Annotated in this window: 19 protein-coding genes and 1 pseudogene; 11 read left to right on the top strand and 9 right to left on the bottom strand. The window is 59.3% G+C overall.

Annotated features, from left to right (window positions below):
• Both OQK_RS25445 and gorA read left to right on the top strand, forming a co-directional pair.
• A pseudogene (locus OQK_RS25445) lies at window positions 1-212 on the top strand (UTP--glucose-1-phosphate uridylyltransferase); the annotation flags it as partial.
• Between the two features lie 129 nt (window positions 213-341).
• Window positions 342-1,700, top strand: coding sequence for a glutathione-disulfide reductase (gene gorA, locus OQK_RS25440; protein ID WP_016774919.1), 1,359 nt, complete (start codon window positions 342-344; stop codon window positions 1,698-1,700).
• Here gorA and OQK_RS25435 read toward each other — a convergent pair.
• Window positions 1,697-2,713 (bottom strand): DNA-binding protein, encoded by a 1,017-nt coding sequence (locus tag OQK_RS25435; RefSeq protein WP_016774918.1) that lies wholly within the window; start codon window positions 2,711-2,713, stop codon window positions 1,697-1,699. The genes gorA and OQK_RS25435 overlap by 4 nt on opposite strands.
• A 177-nt stretch (window positions 2,714-2,890) precedes the next feature.
• On the opposite strand from OQK_RS25435, the gene OQK_RS25430 reads away from it, so the two are divergent.
• From OQK_RS25430 to ahpF, 3 genes are all read left to right on the top strand, one after another.
• Window positions 2,891-3,829: a site-specific integrase gene (locus tag OQK_RS25430; RefSeq protein ID WP_016774917.1), complete on the top strand. Its 939-nt coding sequence runs from the start codon at window positions 2,891-2,893 to the stop codon at window positions 3,827-3,829.
• Between the two features lie 137 nt (window positions 3,830-3,966).
• Entirely contained in the window at window positions 3,967-4,530 is a 564-nt protein-coding gene (gene ahpC / locus OQK_RS25425; RefSeq protein WP_016774916.1) for an alkyl hydroperoxide reductase subunit C, read from the top strand.
• 124 nt (window positions 4,531-4,654) lie between these two features.
• Complete coding sequence (ahpF, locus tag OQK_RS25420) at window positions 4,655-6,217, top strand: alkyl hydroperoxide reductase subunit F (RefSeq protein WP_016774915.1); 1,563 nt, start codon at window positions 4,655-4,657, stop codon at window positions 6,215-6,217.
• A 253-nt stretch (window positions 6,218-6,470) separates the two neighbouring features.
• Here ahpF and gloA read toward each other — a convergent pair whose 3' ends face one another.
• On the bottom strand, window positions 6,471-6,992 hold the full coding sequence (gene gloA / locus OQK_RS25415; RefSeq protein WP_016774914.1) for a lactoylglutathione lyase: 522 nt from the start codon (window positions 6,990-6,992) through the stop codon (window positions 6,471-6,473).
• A 137-nt stretch (window positions 6,993-7,129) separates the two neighbouring features.
• Here gloA and OQK_RS25410 point away from each other — a divergent pair, with 137 nt between their 5' ends.
• Entirely contained in the window at window positions 7,130-7,648 is a 519-nt protein-coding gene (locus OQK_RS25410; RefSeq protein WP_016774913.1) for a DUF4946 domain-containing protein, read from the top strand.
• A 215-nt stretch (window positions 7,649-7,863) separates the two neighbouring features.
• Here OQK_RS25410 and OQK_RS25405 read toward each other — a convergent pair whose 3' ends face one another.
• Together OQK_RS25405 and OQK_RS25400 are read right to left on the bottom strand one after the other, a co-directional pair.
• Complete coding sequence (locus tag OQK_RS25405) at window positions 7,864-8,229, bottom strand: histone-like nucleoid-structuring protein, MvaT/MvaU family (protein ID WP_016774912.1); 366 nt, start codon at window positions 8,227-8,229, stop codon at window positions 7,864-7,866.
• 227 nt (window positions 8,230-8,456) lie between these two features.
• A complete protein-coding gene (locus tag OQK_RS25400) occupies window positions 8,457-9,992 on the bottom strand; it encodes an EAL domain-containing protein (protein ID WP_016774911.1) in 1,536 nt (511 codons plus the stop codon).
• Between the two features lie 351 nt (window positions 9,993-10,343).
• On the opposite strand from OQK_RS25400, the gene hppD reads away from it, so the two are divergent.
• A complete protein-coding gene (gene hppD / locus OQK_RS25395; protein ID WP_016774910.1) occupies window positions 10,344-11,420 on the top strand; it encodes a 4-hydroxyphenylpyruvate dioxygenase in 1,077 nt (358 codons plus the stop codon).
• A 139-nt stretch (window positions 11,421-11,559) separates the two neighbouring features.
• Here hppD and rarD read toward each other — a convergent pair whose 3' ends face one another.
• Complete coding sequence (gene rarD, locus OQK_RS25390) at window positions 11,560-12,441, bottom strand: EamA family transporter RarD (RefSeq protein WP_016774909.1); 882 nt, start codon at window positions 12,439-12,441, stop codon at window positions 11,560-11,562.
• Window positions 12,442-12,725: 284 nt separating this feature from the next.
• Window positions 12,726-14,036, bottom strand: coding sequence for an MFS transporter (locus OQK_RS25385; protein WP_016774908.1), 1,311 nt, complete (start codon window positions 14,034-14,036; stop codon window positions 12,726-12,728).
• A 171-nt stretch (window positions 14,037-14,207) separates the two neighbouring features.
• On the opposite strand from OQK_RS25385, the gene OQK_RS25380 reads away from it, so the two are divergent.
• From OQK_RS25380 to OQK_RS25365, 4 genes are all read left to right on the top strand, one after another.
• On the top strand, window positions 14,208-15,329 hold the full coding sequence (locus OQK_RS25380) for a sugar diacid recognition domain-containing protein (RefSeq protein ID WP_016774907.1): 1,122 nt from the start codon (window positions 14,208-14,210) through the stop codon (window positions 15,327-15,329).
• Window positions 15,330-15,566: 237 nt separating this feature from the next.
• Complete coding sequence (locus OQK_RS25375) at window positions 15,567-16,703, top strand: glycerate kinase (RefSeq protein ID WP_016774906.1); 1,137 nt, start codon at window positions 15,567-15,569, stop codon at window positions 16,701-16,703.
• Window positions 16,704-16,861: 158 nt separating this feature from the next.
• Window positions 16,862-18,487: a methyl-accepting chemotaxis protein gene (locus tag OQK_RS25370; RefSeq protein WP_016774905.1), complete on the top strand. Its 1,626-nt coding sequence runs from the start codon at window positions 16,862-16,864 to the stop codon at window positions 18,485-18,487.
• Window positions 18,488-18,528: 41 nt separating this feature from the next.
• Window positions 18,529-19,716, top strand: a complete 1,188-nt coding sequence (locus OQK_RS25365) for a pyridoxal phosphate-dependent aminotransferase (protein ID WP_016774904.1) — start codon at window positions 18,529-18,531, stop codon at window positions 19,714-19,716.
• Between the two features lie 143 nt (window positions 19,717-19,859).
• Here OQK_RS25365 and OQK_RS25360 read toward each other — a convergent pair whose 3' ends face one another.
• The 3 genes from OQK_RS25360 to OQK_RS25350 all read right to left on the bottom strand — a co-directional run.
• Window positions 19,860-20,828, bottom strand: coding sequence for a 2-hydroxyacid dehydrogenase (locus OQK_RS25360; protein WP_016774903.1), 969 nt, complete (start codon window positions 20,826-20,828; stop codon window positions 19,860-19,862).
• A gap of 14 nt (window positions 20,829-20,842) precedes the next feature.
• Window positions 20,843-22,141 carry an MFS transporter gene (locus OQK_RS25355; protein ID WP_016774902.1) on the bottom strand — a complete coding sequence of 433 codons (1,299 nt, stop codon included), beginning with the start codon at window positions 22,139-22,141 and terminating at the stop codon, window positions 20,843-20,845.
• A 57-nt stretch (window positions 22,142-22,198) separates the two neighbouring features.
• A partial coding sequence (locus tag OQK_RS25350; protein WP_016774901.1) for a carbohydrate kinase family protein occupies window positions 22,199-22,616 on the bottom strand: 418 nt, incomplete at its 5' end.

Raw genomic sequence — 22,616 nt, 5'->3', positions numbered from 1 at the left:
CCCCGGACATCTTCGACCTGATCGAACAGACCGAGCCAGGCAAGGGCGGCGAAATCCAGATCACCGACGCCCTGATGAAGCAGGCCCAGAACGGCTGCGTGATGGCCTACAAGTTCAAGGGCAAGCGTTTCGACTGCGGTGGCGCTGAAGGCTACATCGACGCGACCAACTTCTGCTTCGAAAACTTCTACAAGACTGGCAAAGCTTACTGATAGCGTTTGCCTCGTCTGCAAAAGAAAGCCACCTCCGGGTGGCTTTTTCATTTTCCGCCCTTATATGGATGGCAGTGCTTGCCCAATGGATGACTGCGGGTATGCTGATGGCCTGCCGAGGAGATAGAAATGGCCTACGATTTTGACCTTTATGTGATTGGTGCCGGTTCCGGCGGTGTGCGAGCTGCGCGGTTTGCCGCCGGCTTCGGGGCGAAAGTGGCGGTGGCCGAGAGCCGTTACCTGGGTGGCACCTGTGTCAACGTCGGTTGCGTGCCGAAAAAGCTGCTGGTCTACGGCGCGCACTTTGCCGAGGACTTCGAGCAGGCGTCCGGTTTTGGCTGGAACCTGGGCGAGGCCAACTTCGACTGGGCCACGCTGATCGCCAACAAGGATCGCGAGATCAATCGCCTCAACGGCATTTATCGCAATCTGCTGGTCAACAGCGGCGTGACCCTGCACGAGGCGCACGCGAAAATCGTCGGGCCGCACGAGGTTGAGGTCAATGGCGAGCGCTACACGGCAAAGAACATTCTGATTGCCACCGGCGGCTGGCCGCAGATCCCTGAAATCCCGGGGCATGAGCATGCGATCGGTTCGAACGAGGCGTTCTTCCTGAAAGAGTTGCCCAAGCGTGTGCTGGTGGTTGGCGGCGGTTATATCGCGGTCGAGTTCGCCGGGATTTTCCATGGCCTCGGTGCCAACACCACGCTGCTGTATCGCGGCGATCTGTTCCTGCGTGGTTTCGATGGGTCGGTGCGCAAGCACCTGCAAGAAGAATTGACCAAGCGCGGCCTTGACCTGCAATTCAATGCCGACATCGCTCGCATCGACAAGGAAGCTGACGGCAGCTTGAAGGCGACGCTCAAGGATGGTCGCGTACTCGAAGCCGACTGCGTGTTCTACGCCACCGGCCGGCGTCCGATGCTGGACAATCTGGGCCTGGAAAACACCGATGTGCAACTGGACGACAAAGGCTTCATCAAAGTCGACGACGAGTACCAAACCACCGAGCCGTCGATTCTGGCGCTGGGCGACGTCATTGGTCGCGTGCAGCTGACACCGGTCGCGCTAGCCGAAGGCATGGCCGTGGCGCGGCGTCTGTTCAAGCCGGAGCAATACCGCCCGGTGGACTACAAGATGATTCCGACCGCCGTGTTCAGCCTGCCGAACATCGGCACAGTCGGTTTGAGCGAAGAAGAAGCGCGCGATTGTGGCCACGAAGTGGTCATTTTCGAAAGTCGCTTCCGGCCGATGAAGCTGACCCTGACTGACTGTCAGGAGAAAACCCTGATGAAGCTGGTAGTCGACGCCAAGACCGACAAGGTGCTTGGCTGCCACATGGTCGGCCCGGACGCTGGCGAGATCGTGCAAGGTCTGGCGATTGCCTTGAAGGCGGGCGCGACCAAGCGCGACTTCGACGACACCATCGGGGTGCACCCGACGGCTGCCGAAGAGTTTGTGACCATGCGCACGCCGGTCAGCGCTTAAGCGTCCTTCGCTTTGGTCGAATCTGGCGCTGCCGCAACGGCAGCCGCCAGACGCTGGCTGTCTTCAAGGCTTGCCTGAACCTTGAGCAATTCCTTTTCCAGTGACTGATTGAGCTGCGTCTGCTCGTCGACGCTCTGTTTGAGCGCCTGGCTTTCCAGTGTCGCCACGCGCAGACGTTCCTGGAGGAGGGTGCGCTCGCTGTCCATGCGCGTGGCCTGCTCGAGCAACTGATCCTGACGCTGATTGCTGTGCTTGAGCTGATCCTGCACCAGATTCAGCTCGCGCTGGGTGCCACGGTTTTCGGTAAGCAGGCGTTCGTTGTCACGGTGCAACTGTGTGATCTCATCCTGACGCACCAGCGCGCTCTGCTGGGCTTGGCGTAGCTCGGCCTGGATCTGCTGGATTTGCCCTTCGTGGCGGGCCTGTTCCTGCTCGCGCTGTTCCTTGGTGGCGTTACGGTAATGCTCCAGCGCATCGCGGGCGTGCAAGTGTTTTTCTTCCAGTGAGCGGATCTGCTCGTCCTTGTCCTGCAAGCGCAATTCAAAATCGGCCAGTGCCTGGTTGAGACCGGCATTGCGCGTCTGTTCGGTTTGCAGCATCGAGCGGGTGTTGCTCAGCGCCTCGGATTCGCGTTGCAGTGCGGCGCCTTGAATGTCGTGATCGTGCTCGAGTTTTTCCAGCGCCTGGCGAACCTGTTTCAGCTCGGTTTCCAGTGCTTCGCGTTGCTCTTCGAACTGTTCGCGGGCTTGCTCGATGGGCTCCTGCGCCTGTTCTTTCAGGCGCTGGGCGAGGCGAGAGACGAGGGCGGTCAGCTCATCATCGATCGGTTCGGCTGACGCTTCTGCTGGTTGTGCGCCGTCATCCAGTTCTTTCAGGTAGCGATGGATCGTGGTTTTCGAGCCGGTGTTGCCCATTTCAATGCGTACTGCATCGATGCTTGGGTGTTCGCCGCGAGCCAGGATCGCTGTGCGCGCGATTTGCACCAGTGCTTTGGTAATGCCGCCACGGGCCATGTGAACTCCTACGGTTACGTACTGTGGTACATGCCACTAAACTACGCAGTGTACCATGCTGAAAATATAGGTAAATATTTGAATTAAAACACGCGGGATATACTGGTATTACCCAATGTCAGGCGGCAAAATGCGCACCTGCATGAGTGAACCCGTACACAAGCGAGAAAACTGCCCATGAGTGACATCGATCGATATCTGCAAGCCGCCACCCGGGACAACACTCGCCGCAGCTATCGCATGGCTATCGAGCATTTCGAGGTGACGTGGGGCGGATTTCTCCCGGCTACTGCCGACAGCGTTGCGCGCTATCTGGTGGAGCACGCCGGAGTGCTGTCGATCAACACGCTGAAATTGCGCCTGTCGGCGCTGGCGCAGTGGCACAACAGTCAGGGCTTTGCCGATCCGACCAAGGCGCCAGTAGTGCGCAAGGTGTTCAAGGGCATTCGCGCATTGCATCCGGCGCAGGAAAAACAGGCTGAGCCGTTGCAACTGCAGGATTTGCAACGAGTGATCGATTGCTTGGAGCAGGAGGCGCAAACCGCCCGCCAGGATCAGGACCGCCCGACCTTGCTCAAGGCTTATCGGGATCGCGCGCTGATTCTGCTGGGCTTCTGGCGTGGCTTTCGCAGTGACGAGTTGTGCCGCCTGCAGATCGAGCATGTGCAGGCGAGCGCTGGCAAGGGCATCACTTTGTATCTGCCGCGCAGCAAGGGCGACCGGGAAAACCTCGGGCAGACCTACCAGGCCCCGGCGCTGCTCAAGCTGTGTCCGGTGCAGGCTTACATCGACTGGATCACGGAGGCGGCGCTGGTACGCGGCGCGGTATTCCGCAGCATTGATCGTTGGGGCAATCTGAGCGAGGAGGGCTTGCACGCCAACAGCATCATTCCCTTGTTGCGCCAGGCGTTGCAGCGCGCCGGGATTGCCGCCGCGAACTACACCAGTCATTCGCTGCGGCGTGGCTTTGCCACTTGGGCGCATCAAAGCGGCTGGGATCTTAAATCGCTGATGAGTTACGTCGGCTGGAAAGACATGAAATCCGCCATGCGCTATGTTGAGGTCAGCCCATTCCAGGGAATGGCTCGGATTATGGATAAACCGGATCAACCGTAGAGATCGTTTTCTTCTATTAATACAGTCAGCTAATAGCGAAAACAAATCAGCAGCATCAGGTTTGCCAATGAGCCTTCCGTCGAGTGAGTGGGTAGGATTCACCCATCAACTTCATAACCCCTGACGGAGAGTCATCGATGCCTATCATCAACAGCCAAGTAAAACCGTTCAAAGCTACCGCGTTCAAAAACGGCGACTTCGTTCAAGTCTCGGATGCTGACTTGAAAGGCAAGTGGTCCGTAGTGTTCTTCTACCCAGCCGACTTCACTTTCGTTTGCCCAACCGAGCTGGAAGACCTGGCCGACAACTACGCTGAGTTCAAGAAGCTGGGCGTGGAAATCTACAGCGTTTCGACCGACACCCACTTTGCTCACGCTGCCTGGCACAACACTTCGCCAGCCATCGGCAAAATCGAATACACCATGATCGGCGACCCGACCCACGTCATCTCGCGCAACTTCGACGTGCTGATCGAAGAAGCTGGTCTGGCTGACCGTGGCACCTTCGTGATCAACCCTGAAGGCCAGATCAAAATCGTTGAACTGAACGATGGCGGCGTTGGCCGTGACGCTTCCGAGCTGCTGCGCAAAATCAAGGCTGCTCAGTACGTCGCTGCACACCCAGGCGAAGTTTGCCCGGCCAAGTGGAAAGAAGGCGAGGCCACTCTGGCTCCGTCGCTGGACTTGGTCGGCAAGATCTAAGTCTGTGACATGCAACGCAGGGCGGCACGCCGCACCTTCTTAAGTTAGCTGCACCGCCCAATAAAAATGCCCGGGCGAGATTCGCTCGGGCTTTTTTTCGCCTCAAATAAAGGAAATCGCCCGTATGTTGGACGCCAATCTTAAAGCCCAGTTGAAATCGTACCTGGAACGGGTCACCCAACCGATCGAGATCGTTGCATCCCTCGACGACGGTGCGAAATCCCGTGAAATGTTGGACCTGCTGAAAGACGTTGCCAGTCTTTCGAGCCAGATTACCTTGATCGACAGCGGTGACGATGCCCGCAAGCCATCGTTCTCGATCAACCGCCCCGGAGCCGACATCAGACTGCGTTTTGCCGGCATCCCGATGGGCCACGAATTCACCTCGCTGGTGCTGGCGCTGCTGCAAGTCGGCGGCCACCCATCGAAAGCCAGTGCTGAAGTGATAGAGCAGATTCGCTCGCTCAAAGGCGAATTCACCTTCGAGACTTACTTCTCGCTGTCTTGCCAGAACTGCCCGGACGTCGTCCAGGCGCTGAACCTGATGGCCGTGCTCAACCCGAACATCCGCCACGTCGCCATCGACGGCGCGCTGTTCCAGGACGAAGTCAACGATCGCAAGATCATGGCCGTGCCGAGCATCTACCTCAACGGCGAAAACTTCGGCCAGGGCCGCATGGGCCTGGAGGAAATCCTCGCCAGACTCGACACCGGCGCGATTGAGCGTCAGGCCGAGAAAATCAGCGCCAAGGAAGCCTTTGACGTGCTGGTCGTCGGCGGTGGCCCAGCGGGTGCTTCGGCCGCTATCTACGCCGCACGTAAAGGCATCCGCACCGGTGTTGCGGCTGAGCGCTTTGGCGGTCAGGTGCTTGACACCATGGCCATCGAGAACTTCATTTCCGTGCAGGAAACCGAAGGGCCGAAACTGGCCACGGCGCTGGAAGAACACGTCAAGCAGTACGACGTCGACATCATGAACCTGCAACGCGCCGACAAGCTGATCCCGGGCAAGAACGGTGAGCTGCATGAAGTCCACTTCGCCAGCGGTGCAACTTTGAAAGCCAAGAGCGTGATCCTGGCGACCGGCGCGCGCTGGCGCGAAATGAACGTTCCGGGCGAGCAGGAATACCGCAACAAGGGCGTGGCGTACTGCCCGCACTGCGACGGCCCGTTGTTCAAAGGCAAGCGCGTGGCGGTGATCGGCGGCGGTAACTCCGGCGTTGAAGCGGCCATCGATCTGGCCGGTATCGTGTCGCACGTAACGTTGCTGGAATTCGACGTGCAACTGCGTGCCGATGCCGTGCTGCAACGCAAGCTGCACAGCCTGCCGAACGTCACCGTGATCACCAGTGCGCAAACCACTGAAGTCACCGGCAATGGCGAGAAGGTCAACGGTCTGCGTTACAAGGATCGCACCACAGATGAGCTGCGTACGGTTGAGCTGGAAGGCATCTTCGTGCAGATCGGTCTGCTACCGAACACCGATTGGCTGAAGGGCACCATCGAGCTGTCGCCGCGTGGCGAGATCATTGTCGATAATCGTGGCGAGACTTCGATCTCGGGGATCTTCGCAGCGGGTGACGTGACGACTGTGCCGTACAAGCAGATCGTGATCGCAGTGGGCGAGGGCGCCAAGGCTTCGCTCAGTGCGTTCGATCACTTGATCCGGACTTCGGCCCCGGCGTAACTGCCAGGTCGAAAACGAAAAAACCCATGAGCGATCATGGGTTTTTTATTGCGCGTGGAAAGCCACCCCTCACCCCAGCCCTCTCCCGAGGGAGAGGGAGCCGACCGAGGTGTCTGAAGTCATCCATCGACCTGAGAGAGCCGGTCGATTATGGATTCACCGCCAATCGTTCAAGTCGGCGTAATTCTCCAACATCCCGCAATCAGTCCCCTCTCCCTCTGGGAGAGGGCTAGGGTGAGGGGCTTTCAGCTTTTTACAGCGGCGCAGGCTGAATGATTTCAACCCAGTAACCATCGGGATCCTTGATAAACGCCAGGCTCTTCATCCGGCCATCGGTCAGACGCTTCTGGAAATCGCAACCCAGCTCTTCAAACCGTGCACACGCAGCGACGATATCCGGCACTGAGATGCAGATGTGACCGAAACCGCGCGGGTCGGTGTTGCCGTTGTGATAGGCGAAGTCGGCATCGTTTTCGGTGCCGTGGTTGTGGGTCAGTTCGAGAATGCCCGGGATCGATTTCATCCATTCGGTACGCGCAGCGTCGTCGGCCGGGATCTGTGATTTATCGACCAGCGCGAGGAAGTACAGGCTGAACTCGGCTTCCGGGAAATCACGCTTCTCGACCAGCGAGAAACCCAGTACGCGGGTGTAGAAATCCAGCGACTTGGTGATGTCCTTCACGCGCAGCATGGTGTGGTTGAACACGAAGTTGCGGGTTGCGCTGTCTGGCGTGGCAGTCACGCCGGGGAAAGTGTTCAGTTCGTTGAGGCTCATGGGCCCTCCAATAACAATGGGCGAGTGAATGGGCGCAATGATACGCATGCCGACCGGCATCGCCAAATGCAAGGCGGGCTTGCCCTGCGCGAAGGCGGGGCTCAGACTTTGCTTTCTATCCATGAGTGCGTCCGGCAATGATCCGACTGTTGAAATCCGTGTTTGTTTTTTTTGCTTTGTCGTCGGCTGTGGTTTTACCCGTAATGGCCGAACCAAGTATCACTTGGCCGACGGGCTGGGAGGTTGAAGCGTTGCCGGAAACCGCGCCGCCAGTCTCGCGGCAACGGGCGGTGAAGCTCGATGCTGATGGCAATCAGGTGATGGTGATGGAGTTGACGATGACGCACGTGGAGGCGGGGCATCAGGTCAATTTGCAAGGCGTGCTGCTGGAAATGCGCAAATCGATCCAGAAGGATTTTTTCCGCAGTGGTTATCAGAGCGTCTGCAACAGAATTCATCCGGCTGCGCTCGGCTCATTGTCCGGGCTGGAGACGACCTGCACGGTCACCGAGAACGGTCGACACGTATTATCACAAACGTTGGTGGCAGCTGTGGAAACAGACAAGGCTTACGTACTTTCATATGCCGGTCAGGCCGACGTTTATAAGGCGAGCGCCGACGATATAGAAGCGGCGCGCCACAGCCTGAAATTATAAACGTTCGTACTAACTCGCAGCAGTTCGCTTGCCGGAAAGGATTAAGCACATAGTTTGATCATGCGCTCGAGGTAACATCGCGCAGCAAAATGTTTAGCCTGATGATTCAGAAGCGTTACACAAATTTCCAACTTGTTCGATGAAAATCATTTCATTTGTTAGATATTGTCAATAAAAAAGCCCTGCATCAGGCAGGGCTTTTTGTTGGCGTCAGATTAACCGCGCAACCATGAATCCACGGTGGCTGCACCGTACTGCTCTTTCCAGGCTTTCAGACCGCGATGGTTGCCGCCCTTGGTTTCGATCAGCTCACCAGTGTGCGGGTTCTGATAAACCTTGACCACGCGGGCGCGGCGGGTCTTGGGCGCTGCGGACTGCTGCAGACCGGACTTTGCCGGGTTTGGATCAAGGATGGCGATGATGTCTTTCAGGCCTTTGCCATAGGTTTTCATCAGTCCCTGGAGCTTTTCTTCGAATTCGATTTCTTTCTTCAGCCCGGCATCGTTCTTCAGCGATTCCAGCTGTTTGAGCTGTTCCTGAAGGGCCTTTTCAGCTGCGCGAAATTCAGCGAGTCTGGACAATATCTTTACTCCAATAGTGTGTTTGGCTGATACCAACCGCAAACAAAGCTATAAGCCAAGAGCCTGGAAGCGACTCGGTGATAATTGGCTCACCTGCCAGTCTGGCTCAGGTTGAAAAAATTGTAGTAGTTAATGCGACAAGAGTAAATCCTGATGTTGTCGCCATGTAACAACAATGACTTTTTGTATCAATTTGGTGCGGTTGTTCGGCGGGCAGTGTCGGCGATTTAATGATGAGTTAATGCTTCGAGGAAATCAGCGCCAGGCATCGGTCTACCGTACAAATAGCCCTGCAAAAAGTTAACGTTATGCTCGGTCAGGTAATCAGCCTGGGCCTGAGTTTCGACACCTTCGGCAACAATGCCCAAGTCCAGTTTGGCCGACAGTTCAATGATGGAGTCGAGAATATGCCTCGATAACGCGTCTACACCGATCATGGCCACGAAGCTCTGATCGATCTTTAGAAAGTCGACGTTGAAGGTGCGCAGATAACCAAGGCTCGAGTGCCCGGTACCAAAGTCGTCGATCGCGATTTTTACTCCCAGTGCATGCAATTGCTCAAACAGCTTAAGCGTGATGTCGCTCGGCTCGATCAGTTCGCGCTCCGTCAATTCCAGCACCAGTTCGACGCTGCCGGGCGCAAACGCCGCCAAGAGGTCACGACAATCTTCGACCAGCTCCAGATCCTGGCAGTGGCTGGCGCTGATGTTGATGCCGATATGGAAAGGCTTGGCGAAGTTCACAGAGTGCGGTCCCAGCAGGGCCGCAGTCTGTTGCATCAGCGCGCGGGTCATCGGCACGATCAGACCTGAGTGCTCGGCAAATGGAATGAAAAGGTCCGGGCGTACCAGCCCCTCTTTCGGGTGATTCCAGCGCATCAGCACTTCAGCGCCCGACCATCGCTTGCTGTCGCCGTGAACCACGGGCTGGAAGTACGGAATGAATTCCCCGGCCTCGAGTGCGCGCATCATTTCGTGGCTGGGCGAGGTCGATCGCTTCTGAACGAAGTGGCCAATGGCACCGGAGATTGCACCGAAGAAAATCAACAGACTGAACAGCGGAGGATATTCAGCCGCCATGTAACGCCGGACTTCGCCCTGGGGGAAACCCGCCGACACTTTGAAACCGTAACGCTTGGATTCCAGCAGGCTGTGCGCGACCGGCGGGGCAGGCACTGATCCCTGATGAACTTTGCCGTCGGCGGACAGCCAGTTATCGCCCACTTGCAACGTCAGTAATGTCTGGCGGCCGATCAGGCGCAGGATGTTGCTCAAGTGATAGCCATCCAGTGTGGTCAGCGCGCCACCACGACCGTCGCTGAGACGGTAGATCAACAATGCCGTATCGGGCGTCACCGGATTGCCGTTCATCAACCACAGTTTGCCTTGATGATAGTCCCCGGCATTGACGGCTTCCTGGAACGCCCCGAAGAGTGAGCTGCAGTAGAGATTGTTGTCCCAGACCAGATTGGTCGAGCGCACGAAGGGGCGGCGGGTCACTTGTTCGCGCAGGGCCAGTTTCACCTCTTCGCAATTTTTCCCGGCAAGCGGCAGCAGGACCCGAGCGGCTTCTGCCGTGTTATCGAGCATCAGATCGAACTGTCGCAGCGCTTGTTCGGCCGTTTCCTCGGCACTTTGCTGCAGTGTGCGTTCTGCCTGCATATAAAGAATCCCACTGCCCAGTACGATCGGCAGCAGACCGCTGAGCACAGTCACGACGATGCGGGTCCTGCGTTTGCGGCGGGGTCTGCGGGTCAGCGGCATGGACACATCCTGTGGAGTCGAAGTCCGGCCCGATAGACAATTGAGCCAGAGGGGAGAATAGATCGCAGATGGCTCTTGCGCCGTACGAAAAAAAGCGGATTTTATACAGAGGGCAGACAGGTCCCGTTACGCTGTGTAGAATCGATTTACGCATACAATAATAATCGTCTTCTGGCAGCAGAAGCCTCGCCCGCAAGAGCCTTGGGTCGACAATGAAGATATTCGGGTTCCAACTGATCTACGGAGACTTCCTCGCGCGCAGCGTGCGTGGCATCTCCTGTGCGCCTCCCTCTACATCACTTTCCTGACAAATAACCCTGGTTAATTGATAAGAAATGATGAGGCGTCACCATGGCAGATTTATACGAAAACCCAATGGGTCTGATGGGCTTTGAGTTCATCGAGTTCGCAGCGCCGACTCCCGGCACGCTGGAGCCGATCTTCGAGATCATGGGCTTCACCAAAGTCGCGACCCACCGTTCCAAGAACGTGCACCTCTATCGTCAGGGCGCGATCAATCTGATCCTCAATAACGAACCCAACAGCGTCGCCTCGTACTTCGCCGCCGAACACGGCCCGTCCGTTTGCGGCATGGCGTTTCGCGTGAAGGATTCGCAGAAGGCCTATTCCCGCGCACTGGAGCTCGGCGCTCAGCCGATTCACATCGAAACCGGTCCGATGGAGCTTAACCTGCCGGCGATCAAAGGCATCGGCGGCGCGCCGCTGTACCTGATCGACCGTTTCGGCGAAGGCAGCTCGATCTACGACATCGACTTCGTGTTTATCGAAGGTGTTGATCGCAACCCGGTTGGCGCCGGCCTGAAGATTATCGATCACCTGACCCACAACGTTTATCGCGGTCGCATGGCCTATTGGGCGAACTTCTACGAGAAGCTGTTCAACTTCCGTGAAATCCGTTACTTCGACATCAAAGGCGAGTACACCGGTCTGACTTCGAAAGCCATGACCGCACCGGATGGCATGATCCGCATCCCGCTTAACGAAGAGTCGTCCAAGGGCGCCGGGCAGATCGAAGAGTTCCTGATGCAGTTCAACGGCGAGGGCATCCAGCACGTCGCGTTCCTCACCGACGACCTGATCAAGACCTGGGATCAACTGAAGAAAATCGGCATGCGCTTCATGACCGCGCCGCCGGATACCTACTACGAAATGCTCGAAGGTCGCCTGCCGAATCACGGCGAGCCGGTCGATCAGCTGCAATCGCGCGGCATCCTGCTCGACGGTGCCTCGGAGCAGGGCGACAAGCGTCTGCTGCTGCAGATCTTCTCGGAAACTCTGATGGGGCCGGTGTTCTTCGAATTCATCCAGCGCAAGGGTGACGACGGTTTCGGCGAGGGCAACTTCAAGGCTCTGTTCGAATCGATCGAGCGTGACCAGGTGCGTCGTGGTGTGTTGACCACCGAGTAATCTGAAATGAAAAAATCCCGGCCTGCAGAAATGCAGCGCCGGGATTTTTTTAAGATCAAAAGATCGCAGCCTTCGGCAGCTCCTACATTTGGAATGCATTTTTCCTGTAGGAGCTGCCGAAGGCTGCGATCTTTTGCTTTTAAGAGCGTCGTTGGCGCGTCAAATGCTTGAAGCCTTCGAACACCAGCACCACAACCGCCAGCCAGATCGGGATGTAAGTCAGCCACTCGCCCGACTCGATGCTTTCTCCCAGCAACAACGCCACCGCAAGCAACAACACCGGTTCAACATAACTCAACAAACCAAACAGACTGAACGGCAGCAGGCGGCTGGCGATGATGTACACCACCAGCGCGGAAGCGCTGATCAGGCCGAGCAGCGGAATCAGCCACATCAGTCCTGGATATTGATCGAACACGGCCAGGCCCTGTTCGCCGCCCTGCACAAACCAGTAAGCGACCGGCAGCATCAGGGTCATGTCGACCCACAGGCCACCGAGGTTGTCGGTTTTCAGGTATTTGCGCAGTACGAAGTACAGCGGATAACCGACCACGACCACCAGCGTCGCCCAGGAAAAACCACCCACCTGATACAACTCGTTCAACACGCCGAGGCTGGCGAAAAATACGGCGATTTTCTGCAGGTAAGACAGGCTCTCGCCATAGGCAATCCGCCCGGTCAGCACCATCGCCAGCGGCAACAAGAAATAACCCAGCGATACATCCAGGCTGTAGTCATTGAGCGGTGCCCACATGAACAGCCACAGCTGAACGCCGAGGAGGGCGGAAGAGACCAGCAGCCCGGCGATCAGCTTCGGTCTGGCTGCCATCAATCGGAACAGCTCCAGCACCCGCCGCCATTCCCCGGAAACCAGCATGAACACGGTCATGCACGGCACGGTCAGGAGCATGCGCCAGCCGAAGATCTCCACACCGCTCAGAGGGGTCAGCAGCGACGTGTAGTAATACATGACGGCAAACAGCACCGAGGCTGAAACCGATAGAGCGATACCTTTAGACAAACTGTCCTCGCGGCTTGTTGGTTGAACGGGCGCGCAGGATACGTGGTTTTTGTGCTGAATATTGAGCGGATGCTCATTATTTCCCACATCCAGGAGCCACAAATCCTGTGGGAGCGAGCCTGGGCGCGAAGCGGCCGGCAGAGTCAGCATAGATGTTGCGTCGACTGGCGCTATGCATAATTGCACCGCTTAAACGCAAAAGATCGCAACCTTCGGCAGTTCCTACAGGGAACGCATTCCACAGTAGCTGACGAAGGCTGCGATCTTTTGATCTGCGCTTCTGATTAAGCCCGCAACGTCCGCGTCATCCGCAACGCCAGCATACTCCCGCCAACGATCACCGCCGCCAGCACATACAACGCCGCATCCGTCGAGCCAGTGCTGTCCTTGACCCAACCCACCAGATACGGGCTGAGGAACCCGGCCATCTGCCCCATCGAGTTGATCAGCGCCAGACCGCCAGCCGCCGCGCCCGCGCTCAGCATGGCGGTCGGCACCGGCCAGAACATCGGCAGACCAGTCAGTGCGCCCATGGTCGCGATGGTCAGGCCGAGAATCGCAATCGCCGGATTCGCTGCGAAATTCACTGCGATCACCAGCCCGATCGCGCCCATCAGCATCGGCACCACCAAGTGCCAGCGGCGCTCCTTGCGCAAGTCCGCCGAGCGCCCGACGACCAGCATGAACACCGCCGCGAGCAGGTACGGAATCGCACTCAGCCAGCCGATCACCAGGTTGTCGCTGAAGCCGAGGTTCTTGATGATCGACGGCAGCCAGAAGTTGATCGCGTACACGCCGCTCTGGATGCAGAAATAGATCAGGCCGAAGGCCCAGATCGCAGGATTCTTGAACACCGCGAGCAGTGAGTCGGTGGCGGTTTTCGGTTTGTTGGCGAGGTCTTCGGCGTGGTCGGCTTCGAGCACCGAACGTTCGTGGGCGGTCAGCCATTTGGCGTTGGCAAAGCTGTCGCTTAACAGGAAATATGCCAGCGCACCAAGGATCACGGTCGGAATGCCTTGCAGCAGGAACATCCACTGCCAACCGGCCAGGCCACCTTGGCCGGCGGCGAAGTGGTTAAGGATCCAGCCGGAAAACGGGCTGCCGAGCAGACCGGAGACGGGGATCGCCGACATGAACAACGCCATGATCCGACCACGGCGGAACGTCGGGAACCACTGCGAGAGATACAGCACCACGCCCGGGAAGAAACCAGCTTCAGCGGCACCGGTAAAAAAGCGCAGGGTGTAGAACTCGGTCGGGGTGGTGACGAACAACAGGCAGGTCGACAGCGCGCCCCAGGTGATCATCATCAAGGCAATCCAGCGCCGAGGACCGAAGCGGGTTAATGCCAGGTTGCTCGGCACGCCGCACAGCACGTAACCGATGAAGAAGATGCCGGCGCCGAGGCCGTACACGGTTTCGCTGAATTTCAGTGCGTCGAGCATCTGCAGTTTGGCGAAGCCAACGTTGACCCGGTCGAGGTAGTTGAACAGATAGCAGATGAAAATGAAGGGAATCAAACGCAGGGTGATGCGTTTGTAGACGGCGTTTTTACCGTCGTCGATGGTCTGGGTAGCTGCGGCGCTCTGCGACATAGCGGCTCTCTCTTTATTATGATTTTTTGCGATGCAAAGGGTAACGTTGATCGCCCTGAGAGTCTCGGCCACCTTTGGCCGGATTGTCTTTGTGCCTGAGCACAGGGTTTGCCGCCAGACCCTGTGCGGCTGAACAACCGTTCGTGCCTGAACTGAAGGATTGCCGCCGCTATGTTCGAACTCGATCACGACCTTGCCCAGGACATCGTCGACCGGGCCATGGCCATTTTGCCGTACAACGTCAATGTCATGGACAGTCATGGCCTGATCCTCGGCAGCGGTGAACCGGAGCGCATCAACACCCGGCACGAAGGTGCGCAACTGGTGCTGGCCAACGGGCGCGTGGTGGAAATCGATGCGCAGACGGCGGTGCACCTCAAAGGCGTGCAACCGGGCATCAACCTGCCGCTGTTGCTCGATCAGCGCTTGATCGGCGTGCTTGGCATCACTGGCGAGCCGGAGCAATTGCGCACCTACGCCGAGCTGGTGCGCATGACCGCCGAAATGCTCGTCGGCCAGCGCAACCAGCAGGCCGAGCAGCAATGGCGACGGCAGCGTTGCGATGATCTGCTGGCGTTGCTGTTGAGCGAGGCGGGGGATTCGCCGCGTCTGGTCGATGAGGCGCAGCAGCTTGGGCTCAAGCCGCAATTGACCCGGGTGCCGTATCTGTTTGAACTGGGGCTTGAGCACGGCCCGGGGCAAACCGTCGAGGCATTGAGTGCATGGCTGACCTCGCGGTATCCCGACAGTTGGTGCGTGAGTTCGGCGAAGTTTTCGCTGTTGTGGTGTCGCCCGGCGAGCCAGAACGTCGAGCACGATCGCCTGCTGGAAAAACTCGATGGCCTCGGCTGGAAGATTCTGCGCATCGCCGTCGGTGGGCAGGCGGATGGCCTCGCCGGGTTGCGCCGCTGTTATCGACGGGTCGGCGATCTGCTGGCGTATGGTCGTGACGTGCTGCCGAATTCGAGACTGCTGACGCTCAATCGTTATCGCTTGCCGGTCATGCTGTGGCGGCATCGCAACGATGACGCGCTGGACGAATTGCTCAAGCCGCTGCGCAAGGTCATCGCCAAGGACAGCAACGGTCAGTTGCTGGCGACGCTACGCAGTTGGTGCGAGCACGACGGGCAGAGCCAGGCCTGTGCCGAAGCGCTGGGCATCCATCGCAACAGCCTGCGCTATCGCATGGAACGGATTGCCGAGCTGAGCGGGGTTGATCCATTGAAGCTGGACGGGATGCTGGCGTTGTACCTGGGGGTGCAGCTGTTGCCGCAGACTGATCCATTGACATGAGTTGTCCTTGCGGCCGCCATCGCTGGCAAGCCAGCTCCCACAGGTCAGGAGGCGTTCATAACTTCCATATCCACCGCAGAACCTGTGGGAGCTGGCTTGCCAGCGATGAGGCCGGTACAACCAACACATATCTTTTGTGGAAATGAACAATAAACGCCGACGCCACTTGTGCACCCGACCGGCGTCAAGGCGCAGGCCGACTGGCAGCATGAATGCCACTGCAACCGGAGAATTCCCATGAAGATCGTCATCGCCCCCGACTCGTTCAAGGACAGCCTGAGTGCCCAAGGCGTTGCCGAAGCCATCGCCCTCGGACTGGCCCAGGTCTGGCCACAGGCGACGCTGGTCAAATGCCCGATGGCCGACGGCGGCGAAGGCACGGTCGAGTCGATTCTCGCGGCCTGCGAAGGTGAATTGCGCCGCACCCGCGTGCGCGGCCCGTTGGGCGCACCGGTCGAAGCCGCATGGGGCTGGCTACCGCACAACCACACCGCGATCATCGAAATGGCCGAGGCCAGCGGTCTGCAACTGGTCCCGCCGGGACAGCGCGATGCCTGCATCAGCAGCACGTTTGGCACCGGTGAATTGATTCGTGCAGCGCTGGATGCCGGCGCGCAACGGGTGATCCTGGCGATCGGCGGCAGCGCGACCAATGACGGCGGTGCTGGGGCGATGCAGGCATTGGGTGTGAAGATGCTGGATGGGCAGAATCAGTCGCTGGTGCCCGGCGGCCTTGCCTTGGCGCAACTGGCGCGATTGGACCTGAGTGGACTTGATCCACGTCTGGCCAATGTGCGTTTCGACATCGCCGCCGACGTCAACAATCCGCTCTGCGGCCCTCACGGCGCCTCGGCCATTTTCGGCCCGCAGAAGGGCGCATCGCCCGCGCAGGTTGAGCAACTCGATCAGGCGCTGGGGCACTTTGCCAAACTCTGCGCGCAAGCATTGGGCAAAGACGTGCGCGATGAACCGGGCAGCGGCGCGGCGGGTGGTCTGGGTTTTGCCGCCAAGGCTTTTCTCGGCGCGCAGTTTCAGGCGGGCGTCGATGTGGTGGCGGAACTGGTCGGGCTCGCTGAGGCGGTCAAAGGTGCGGATCTGGTGATTACTGGAGAAGGCCGCTTCGATGCGCAAACCCTTCGCGGCAAAACGCCGTTCGGTGTTGCGCGAGTTGCCAAACAACACGCTGTGCCGGTGATCGTGATTGCCGGGACCTTGGGCGAGGGCTATCAGGAACTCTATCAACACGGCATCGACGCCGCGTTTGCTGTTACCAGCGGGCCGATGACTCTGGACCAGGCCTGCGCCGAAGCCCCGCGCCTGCTGCGTGAACGCGCCACCGACATCGCCCGGGTCTGGCAACTCGCCTCAGCCTGAAAAATATTTACCGCCGACCCGAAACCTTCCTCAAGCCTGGCCGATACAACGGTCAGGCGCACACAAAATCACAACTCAGTGCCGCCGGACTGTCGCCCGCTATGGGCCAGTGCTCACGGCATGGACGCTCGTAGTTTCTTTCTTTCGAGAGTCCGACCATGTCCCTGCGTAACCTGAATATCGCGCCCCGTGCTTTCCTCGGTTTTGCCTTTATCGCCTTGCTGGTGATTGTCCTCGGCGTGTTTGCCGTCAGCCGCATGACGGTCATTCGTCAGGCGTCGATCGACATGGACACCAACCAGTTGCCAAGCGTGACCCACCTCAGCGTGGTCACGGAAAACGTCCTGCGCATGCGCATTCTCTCGTTCCGTGTGCTGGTCAATCGCGAACCGGCCAGCCTGCAAGAGGCAGAAACCCGCATCGCGGTGCTGGTCGACAAGGTGCGCAAAGCGCAAGCCAGCTACGCTGCGTTGCCGGCAGGCCCTGAAGAGCGCGCGGTCTTCCAGACGTTTTCGACGACGCTCGATAATTACCTGCAAGCGCAGAATCAGATGATTGAGCTATCGCGCAAAGGCGATCTGGAAGCGATGCGCGCGTTGATCAACACGCGCATCAAGGAAGGCACCGATCAGATGGGCGAGCAGCTCAACAAGCTGATCGGCATGAATACCGCCGGGGCCAGAGCGGCGGCCACCAAGGCCGGTGAAAACTATGACAGCGCCATCACCGGGATCATCATCGTCGCCGTGATTGCGGCGCTGGCCACCGTGTTGCTCGCCTGGTTGCTGACCCGCAGCATCGTCACGCCGCTCAACCGCGCCGTGCTCGCTGCGCAAACCATTGCCGACGGTGACCTCAGCAAAGCCATCGAAGTCGACGGCAAGGACGAACCGGCGCGCCTGCTCGAAGCCCTGGCGGCGATGCAGACCAACCTGCGCAAAACCATCGAGCAGATCGCCGGTTCCGCCACGCAACTGGGCGCCGCTGCCGAAGAACTCAGCGCCGTCACCGAAGAAGCGTCGCGCGGGCTGCAGCAGCAGAACAACGAAATCGAGCAGGCCGCCACCGCCGTCAACGAGATGACCGCTGCGGTGGAAGAGGTGGCGCGCAACGCCGTGTCGACTTCCGAAGCTTCCAATCAGTCGACCCACGCCGCCCGCGAAGGTCGCGATCAGGTGGTGAAAACCGTCGACGCGATCCAGACCATGACTCACGACGTGCAGAACACCGCGCAGATGATCGAAGGCCTCGCCGCGCAAGGTCGTGACATCGGCAAGGTGCTGGACGTGATTCGGGCCATCGCCGAGCAGACCAACCTCTTGGCGCTCAACGCTGCAATTGAAGCGGCGCGTGCCGGCGAGGCTGGCCGTGGTTTTGCCGTGGTGGCTGACGAAGTGCGCGCCTTGGCACATCGCACCGCGCAGTCGACTCAGGAAATCGAAAAAATGGTCGCCGGCATCCAGAACGGCACCGGTGAAGCGGTTTCGTCGATGCAGCAAAGCAATCAGCGCACCCAGTCCACATTGGAAATGGCCCGCGCGGCCGGCGTGGCGCTGGAGCAGATCACGCAATCGATTCACCAGATCAACGAACGCAACCTGGTTATCGCCAGCGCTTCGGAAGAGCAGGCGCAAGTCTCCCGCGAGGTCGATCGCAACCTGGTGAACATCCGCGACCTCGCCACGCAATCGGCCGCCGGCGCCAACCAGACCAGCGCCGCGACCCACGAACTGTCGCGACTGGCGGTGGATTTGAACTCCATGGTGGCGCGTTTCGTGATTTGAGATACGGTGAAGGCTGGAAACCGCGCTAACAGGAGACGTACATGCGCTATTCAGCCTTGACCCAACGAATCGCCGGGGAGGGTGCCGCTGCCTGGCAGATTCACGACCGAGCGCTGGAACTGCGCGCCGAAGGCGTCGATGTTTTGTTGTTGAGCGTCGGCGATCCGGATTTCGATACGCCGTTGCCGATCGTCCATGGCGCGATCGATAGCCTGTTGGCCGGCGACACCCATTACGCCGACGTGCGAGGTCGGTTCGAGCTGCGCAGGCTGATTGCCGAGCGTCATCGCCAGCGCAGTGGTCAACGGGTTGATCCTGATCAGGTGATTGTCCTGCCCGGCGCGCAATGCGCGGTGTACTCGGTGGCGCAGTGTCTGCTCGATCCGGGCGATGAAGTGATCGTCGCCGAGCCCATGTACGTCACTTACGAAGGAGTGTTTGGCGCTTGCGGTGCCAAGGTAATTGCGGTGCCGGTGCGCCCGGAGAACGGTTTTCGTGTCGACCCCGCCGATGTCGCCGCGCGCATCACACCGCGAACTCGCGCCATGCTGCTTAACAGCCCGAACAATCCCAGCGGCGCGAGTCTGCCCTTGTTGATCTGGCAGGAACTGGCAGCGCTGTGCATGCGCCATGACCTGTGGCTGATCAGCGATGAGGTGTACAGCGAGCTTTTATACGAAGGCGAGCACATCAGCCCGGCGAGCCTGCCGGGCATGGCCGAGCGCACCGCAACGATCAACAGTCTGTCGAAATCCCATGCGATGACCGGTTGGCGCATCGGCTGGATGATCGGCCCGAAACCCTTGGCCGAGCATCTGGTGAATCTGTCGCTGAGCATGCTGTTCGGTCTGCCGGATTTCGTACAGAAGGCCGCGCAAGTGGCGCTGCAAAGCGATCTGCCGGAAGTCTCTCAGATGCGCGAGGAGTATCGCTTGCGCCGCGATCTGGTCTGCGAACGTTTGTACGGTTGCCCTGGGTTGCAGCCGATTCGCCCGGATGGCGGTATGTTCGTGATGGTCGATGTGCGCCAGACTGGCCTTGGCGCTCAGGCGTTTGCCGAGCGCTTGCTGGAAGGTTATGGCGTGTCTGTGCTGGCCGGCGAAGCGTTCGGGCCGAGCGCGGCGGGGCATATTCGCATCGGTCTGGTGGTGGATCGGGTCAAACTGGCGGATGCCTGCGCGCGGATTGCGTTGTGTGCGGTGCAGCTGTTGCAGGCGCGGAGTGCCTGAGGGTCTTGCATTGCCTGCCCCGGCGCCTTGCTGATCGTTCCCACGCTCAGCGTGGGAATGCCTCTAGGGACGCTCCGCGTTCCATCTTTCGGAAGGGACGCGGAGCGTCCCGGGCTGCATTCCCACGCTGAGCGTGGGAACGATCAGTTTAGTGGATTCACCAGATTCGCCGGCCGCTGTCCGTTCAACGCCGCCAGCAGATTCTCCACCGCACACCGCGCCATTGCTTCACGCGTCTCATGGGTCGCCGAGCCCATGTGCGGCGTGGCCACAACATTGCTCAACTGCAACAATGGCGAATCATGATTCAACGGCTCGCGCTCGAACACATCCAGCCCCGCCGCGCGAATGCGCTTGCTGCGCAACGCCTCGATCATCGCCACCTCATCGACCACCTTACCGCGCGAGATATTGATGAAGATGCTCTCCGGCCGCATCAGCGCAAATTGTTCCGCGCCGATCAAACGTTCGGTCTGCGCTGTCAGAGGCAAAGTCAGGCAAATGAAATCGGCCTGCTGGAGCAACTCTTCGAGGCTGCGATATTGCGCAGCGAACCGCTCCTCGACCGCCGGCTTGCGCGACTGACTGTGGTAGATCACCGGCATGCCGAAACCGAAATGCCCGCGCTGGGCCAGGGCCTCGCCGATGCGGCCCATGCCGATGATGCCCAGCGTCTTGCCATGCACATCGGTGCCGAAATGCGCCGGGCCGATATTGCGGCTCCACTGCCCGCCACGGACCATGTTCGCCAGTTCGACCACCCGACGGGCAGCGGCGAGGATCAGGGCGAAACCGGTGTCGGCGGTGGTTTCGGTGAGCACGTCGGGGGTGTTGGTCAGCAGAATCTTGCGCCGATTCAGATACTCGATGTCGTAGTTGTCGACACCCACCGAGACGCTGGCAATCGCCTCCAGTCGCGGCGCCAGATCCAGCAACGCCGCATCCAGTTTCAGGCTGGCGCCTAGCAAGCCGTGGGCGCGGGGCAGGGCATCGCGCAACTGCATGAGGCCATCGGCGTCGAGGCTTTCGATCAGCGTTACGTCAAACTGCTCTTGCAGGCGCGCCATCAGCGCGGGCGAGAGTTTCTTGTACAGCAAGACCTGTTTTTTCATGGCAAAAAATCCTTTCAGGAATGCGCCGGCACACGCGGTGTGGCGGCGGCTTTGGCGACGACGCGATCACTGGCGCCGGGCTTGAGGAAAATGGTCAACACCACCGACAGCAACAGCGCGCCGCTCATCAATAAATAGGACGCGCCGGGCGAGCCGGTGGAGCTGTTCAGGTAGCCGACCAGATACGAACCGCCGAACGAGCCGAGCGCGCCCATGCTGTTGATCAGCGCCATGGCGCCACCGGCAACGTTGGCCGGCAGGATCTCCGGGACGATGGCGAAGAACGGCCCGTATGGCGCGTACATGCAGGCGCCGGCAATGACCAGCAGGGTGTACGACCACCAGAAGTGTTCGGCGCCCAAGGCATATGAGCCGTAGAACGCAATCGAGGCGATCAGCAGTGGCGGCCAGACAAAGCGTTTGCGCTTCTGCAATTTGTCCGAGCCCCACGACACCGCGAGCATGCCCAGCACCGCCGCCAGATAGGGCAGCGACGAGAGCCAGCCAGCCTCGATCATGTCCATTTGCGCGCCTGCCTTGAGGATCGATGGCAGCCACAAAACGAATCCGTAGACGCCGATGCTCCAGCAGAAAAACTGCAGCGCCAGAATGATCACCTTCGGCGAACGGAACGCCTCGGCGTAGTTCTTCACAGCTTTGATTCCGACCTGCTCTGCGGCGAGCGCGCTTTCCAGATCGTGTTTTTCCTGTTCATTGAGCCACTTGGCCTGGGCCGGACGATCATCGGCCAGACGCCACCAGATAAACGCCCACAACACCGCCGGCAGACCTTCGATGATGAACATCCAGCGCCAGCTGAAATGCTGCACCAGATAGCCCGACACCACCGACATCCACAGCATGGTCACCGGGTTGCCAAGGATCAGAAATGTGTTGGCCCGCGAGCGTTCGGCGCGGGTGAACCAGTGGCAGAGATAGACCAGCATCGCCGGCATCACCGCCGCTTCGACCACGCCGAGCATGAAGCGAATGACGATCAGCCAATAGGCGTTGGAGACCACGCCCGTCAGCGTGGCGAGCCCGCCCCAGAGAATCAGGCTGACGAAAATCAGCTTCTTGACGCTGTGCTTTTGCGCGTAGATCGCGCCGGGCACCTGGAAGAAAAAGTAGCCGAGAAAGAACAGCGCGCCGAGCAGCGAGGACAGGCCCGGTGTGATCATCAGGTCTTCGGCCATGCCCGACGCGGCGGCAAAACCGTAGTTGGCGCGATCGAGATAGGCCAGGCTATATGTGATGAACACAATCGGCATGATGTACCACCAGCGGCGGGTGGCGAGGGTAGCGGTTTTCATCGGTGTGACTCCTGAGCTTGTTGTTTTTGTCGCAGCAGGTTCATTGATTTGCGGTGATCAGGCGGGCCTCTTCGCGAGCAGGCTCGCTCCCACATGTGAAATGCGTTCCCCTGTGGGAGCGAGCCTGCTCGCGAATTCAGCGGTCAACTCCAAGCGGGAAGGCAACCCCTCCATATCCCCGCGACTCTGCACCGCGCGACTGCCAATCCAGTTCGCTCGCTGCACAGCCTCGGCAAAACTCTGATGCTCGAGCAGGGCGCTGATCATCCCCACCGCAAAACCATCCCCGGCGCCTACGGTATCGACCACCTTGGTCACCGGCACGCCAGCGACAAAACCCTGATCCAGCTGCGTGCGGTAATAAGCGCCTTCAGGCCCGAGCTTGATCGCCACCGCCTCCGCACCTTGATCCAGATAGAACGCAGCAATGTCGGCCGGGTCGTCGAAACCGCTAAGCAGGCGGCCCTCGCTTAAC

The organism is Pseudomonas sp. R62, from assembly GCF_000257605.1.
GTDB classification, from domain to species: Bacteria; Pseudomonadota; Gammaproteobacteria; order Pseudomonadales; family Pseudomonadaceae; genus Aquipseudomonas; species Aquipseudomonas atacamensis.
Note: the sequence above shows the minus strand (reverse complement) of the source record. Positions and strands in the feature narration are given on the sequence as shown.

Bases quoted from the DNA above. Each gene is read 5' to 3' on its own strand.
- gorA (WP_016774919.1), top strand. From the start codon at position 342: ATGGCCTACGATTTTGACCTTTATGTGATTGGTGCCGGTTCCGGCGGT.
- OQK_RS25435 (WP_016774918.1), bottom strand. From the start codon at position 2,713: ATGGCCCGTGGCGGCATTACCAAAGCACTGGTGCAAATCGCGCGCACA.
- OQK_RS25430 (WP_016774917.1), top strand. From the start codon at position 2,891: ATGAGTGACATCGATCGATATCTGCAAGCCGCCACCCGGGACAACACT.
- ahpC (WP_016774916.1), top strand. From the start codon at position 3,967: ATGCCTATCATCAACAGCCAAGTAAAACCGTTCAAAGCTACCGCGTTC.
- ahpF (WP_016774915.1), top strand. From the start codon at position 4,655: ATGTTGGACGCCAATCTTAAAGCCCAGTTGAAATCGTACCTGGAACGG.
- gloA (WP_016774914.1), bottom strand. From the start codon at position 6,992: ATGAGCCTCAACGAACTGAACACTTTCCCCGGCGTGACTGCCACGCCA.
- OQK_RS25410 (WP_016774913.1), top strand. From the start codon at position 7,130: ATGATCCGACTGTTGAAATCCGTGTTTGTTTTTTTTGCTTTGTCGTCG.
- OQK_RS25400 (WP_016774911.1), bottom strand. From the start codon at position 9,992: ATGCCGCTGACCCGCAGACCCCGCCGCAAACGCAGGACCCGCATCGTC.
- hppD (WP_016774910.1), top strand. From the start codon at position 10,344: ATGGCAGATTTATACGAAAACCCAATGGGTCTGATGGGCTTTGAGTTC.
- OQK_RS25385 (WP_016774908.1), bottom strand. From the start codon at position 14,036: ATGTCGCAGAGCGCCGCAGCTACCCAGACCATCGACGACGGTAAAAAC.
- OQK_RS25380 (WP_016774907.1), top strand. From the start codon at position 14,208: ATGTTCGAACTCGATCACGACCTTGCCCAGGACATCGTCGACCGGGCC.
- OQK_RS25375 (WP_016774906.1), top strand. From the start codon at position 15,567: ATGAAGATCGTCATCGCCCCCGACTCGTTCAAGGACAGCCTGAGTGCC.
- OQK_RS25370 (WP_016774905.1), top strand. From the start codon at position 16,862: ATGTCCCTGCGTAACCTGAATATCGCGCCCCGTGCTTTCCTCGGTTTT.
- OQK_RS25365 (WP_016774904.1), top strand. From the start codon at position 18,529: ATGCGCTATTCAGCCTTGACCCAACGAATCGCCGGGGAGGGTGCCGCT.
- OQK_RS25360 (WP_016774903.1), bottom strand. From the start codon at position 20,828: ATGAAAAAACAGGTCTTGCTGTACAAGAAACTCTCGCCCGCGCTGATG.
- OQK_RS25355 (WP_016774902.1), bottom strand. From the start codon at position 22,141: ATGAAAACCGCTACCCTCGCCACCCGCCGCTGGTGGTACATCATGCCG.